Annotated in this window: 2 protein-coding genes and 2 pseudogenes; all 4 read left to right on the top strand. The window is 48.3% G+C overall.

Going from position 1 to position 3111, the window contains the following annotated elements:
- Window positions 1–715 (top strand): annotated as a pseudogene (locus tag Q0338_RS01410) (diaminopimelate decarboxylase); the annotation flags it as partial.
- A 9-nt stretch (window positions 716–724) separates the two neighbouring features.
- On the top strand, window positions 725–1801 hold the full coding sequence (gene pheA, locus Q0338_RS01405; protein ID WP_298085202.1) for a prephenate dehydratase: 1077 nt from the start codon (window positions 725–727) through the stop codon (window positions 1799–1801).
- A gap of 1 nt (window position 1802) precedes the next feature.
- Window positions 1803–2903: a histidinol-phosphate transaminase gene (gene hisC, locus Q0338_RS01400; RefSeq protein ID WP_298085201.1), complete on the top strand. Its 1101-nt coding sequence runs from the start codon at window positions 1803–1805 to the stop codon at window positions 2901–2903.
- Window positions 2904–3111: pseudogene (locus Q0338_RS01395) on the top strand (flagellar M-ring protein FliF); the annotation flags it as partial.

Raw genomic sequence — 3111 nt, 5'->3', positions numbered from 1 at the left:
GGAGCCTGTAGGTATCCATAGCCACATCGGCTCGCAGATAACCGACATCAAGCCCGTTATCGAAGCGGCAAAGATCGTGGCAAATTTGACTCGCGAGCTAAAAGCGGCGCAAATCGACATCAAATTTTTTGACGTCGGCGGCGGCATAGGCATCGTTTACGGCGACGAGAGCGAGCCTGATCTATACGAATACGCGCAGGGCATTTTGGCAAATTTAAGCGGCCTGGACGTCACGGTAGTTTGCGAGCCTGGACGCTTTATCGTCGGCAACGCGGGATATTTTCTAACTAGCGTGCTTTACGAGAAATTTAATAAAAACAAGCGCTTTGTTGTCGTGGACGGCGCGATGAACGACCTCATACGCCCAAGCCTTTATCAAGCTAAGCATAAAATTTTCGCTCTTAGCGGCGGTAAGACTCTTTGCGAGTGTAAGACTGAGCAGCTTCGGGAGCTCAAATTTAGCCCTTGCGACGTGGTCGGGCCGATCTGCGAGAGCGGCGATTTTCTCGCAAAAGATCGAAATTTACCGTCGTTAAACCCAGGCGATCTCGTCGTTATCAAATCAGCCGGCGCATACGGCTTTGCGATGAGCAGCAACTACAACACTCGTGGGCGCGCCGCGGAGGTTGCGGTAAAAGGCGGCGAAGACTTTTTGATAAGACGCCGCGAGAGTTTTGAGGACGTAGTGGCGCTGGAGCGCGAATTTCTAGGCTAGGGAGCGAAAATGCAAAACATAAACGACCTTAGAAGCGAGATAGATAAGATCGACGACGAGGTGCTAAAGCGCCTAAACGAGCGCATGAATTTCGTGCGAAAGATCGGCGAGCTAAAGCAAACCAGCGGCAGCGCGATCTACCGCCCCGAGCGCGAAAGAGCTATCCTAAACCGCCTCGAGGGGCAAGAATCCGCATTTTTAAATAAAGCCGCGATCGAGGCGATTTATCTTGAGATTTTTGCCGTCAGTAGAAACCTCGAAATGCCCGAAAAAGTCGCCTATCTAGGGCCTGAGGGCACCTACACGCACCAAGCCGCCGAGAGTCGTTTCGGCGCGATGAGCGCGTATTTGCCGCTAGCTAGCATCGAGGCGGTTTTTACGAAACTAAAGCACAAAGAGGCCAAATACGGCGTCGTGCCGATAGAAAACAACACAGAAGGCGCGGTGGGCGCGACACTAGACTGCCTTGGGCGGTTTGATAGCGTCAAGGTCGTGGCTGAAATTTACATGGATATCCATCACATTTTTGCGAGCAAGTGCGAAAATTTAAAGGATATCAAACGCATCTACTCGCACCCGCAAGGCTACAATCAGTGCCGCAAATTTTTAGACGATCATATGCTTTCAGCCGTCGAGTTTATCCCGGCAAAATCGACCGCGCAGGCCGCGCAGCTAGCTAGCAGCGAGCCAAATTCGGCCGCTATCTGCTCTAAGATCGCAGCCAAGCTTTACGGCGTGCCGATCTTGTTTGAGACGATCGAGGACAACGCCGCAAACCGCACGAGATTTTTTATATTAAGCGATTTTAAAAACGAGCGCGCGCAAAGAAATAAAACCTCTATCCTAGCAAAGACCGATCACCGTCCCGGCGGGCTAGTGGAGCTACTTTTGGCATTTAGAGACGAGGGTATAAATATCACCAAGCTAGAGAGCCGCCCGATAAAACAGCGCGAATTTAAGGCGAATTTTTATATAGATTTCGAGGGGCACATCGACGACGACAACGTCCAAAAAGCGATACAAAAAGCGATAAGCTACGGCCACGAAATCGCGTGGCTAGGAAGCTACGTCGCGTGGGAGGAATGAGATGAAATTTAACGAAAATTTAGCAAATTTGGTGAGCTACGAGGCAGGCAAACCTATCGAGCTAGTCGTGCGCGAATACGGCATCGACGCCAAAGACGTCATCAAGCTAGCCAGCAACGAAAACCCGTACGGCACGAGCCCTGCGGTAGTAAAAGCGATCGGCGAGATAGTAAATAAAATGCATCTTTATCCCGACGACAGCTACTTTGAGCTAAAGGCCGCGCTAGCTAGTAAATTTGGCGTTAGCGAAAAATCTATCGTTATAGGCTCGGGAAGCGATCAGATAATAGAATTTGCCGTGCACGCAAAGGCAAACGCAAAGAAGGGAATTTTAACCACGGGCATAACATTTGCTATGTATGAAATTTACGCTAAAGCAGCGGGCGCAAAGGTTTTTAAAACAAAGAGCAAAGAGCACGACCTGGGCGAGTTTTTGCAAATTTACAAGGCTAAAAAAGACGAGATCGGCGTGATATTTTTGTGCGTACCGAACAATCCTCTCGGAGGCTGCCTAGACGCCGAGGAAATTTATAAATTTTTAGAGCAGATTGACGCCGATACGCTCGTGGTTATCGACGGCGCGTATCAGGAGTTTGCTAAATTTAAAGACGCGAAAAAAGAGATAAAACCGCGCGAGCTCATAGCTAAATTTCCAAACGCGATATATCTGGGCACGTTTTCTAAGGCTTACGGCCTTGGCGGTATGCGCGTAGGATACGGCATCGGCGAGCAAAGCGTGATGAACGAGCTAGGTAAGCTAAGGGCGCCGTTTAACATAACGACGCTTAGTTTAAAAGCGGCTATCGAGGCGCTAAAAGACGAAGAATTCGTAAAAATGACGCTTGAGACGAACTTTGAGGAGATGAAAAAATACGAAAAATTTGCCGATAAGCACGGCATAAAGCGTCTACCTAGCTTTACGAATTTTATCGTTTTTGAATTTGAGCGTCAAAACGCGAGCGAGCTTGCTCAAAATCTGTTAAAAAAAGGTATAATTTTACGTGATCTAAAAGGCTACGGATTAAACGCGGTTCGCATAACGATCGGGCTGCCGAATCAAAACGACGTAGTTTTAAAACAAATCGAGGAAAATTTAAAATAAATGGATTTTAAAACCGCAGTTCAGCAAATCGGCCAGGTCTATCACAATCTCTCGTTAAGGCAGCGCCTAGTTGCCGCGGGCTCGATCATACTCGTGGTCGGGTTTTTAGTGTTTTTGAGCATTTACAAAAGCTCAAACGAAAACTACGACGGCTATAGCGTACTCTTTGAAAACACCTCTGCTGCGGACTCTGCGTTAATTATTCAGC

The sequence above is a fragment of the uncultured Campylobacter sp. genome (assembly GCF_938018145.1).
GTDB lineage: Bacteria > Campylobacterota > Campylobacteria > Campylobacterales > Campylobacteraceae > Campylobacter_A.
The sequence above is the reverse complement of the archived record's forward strand: the minus strand, read 5'-3'. Positions and strand labels throughout refer to the sequence as shown.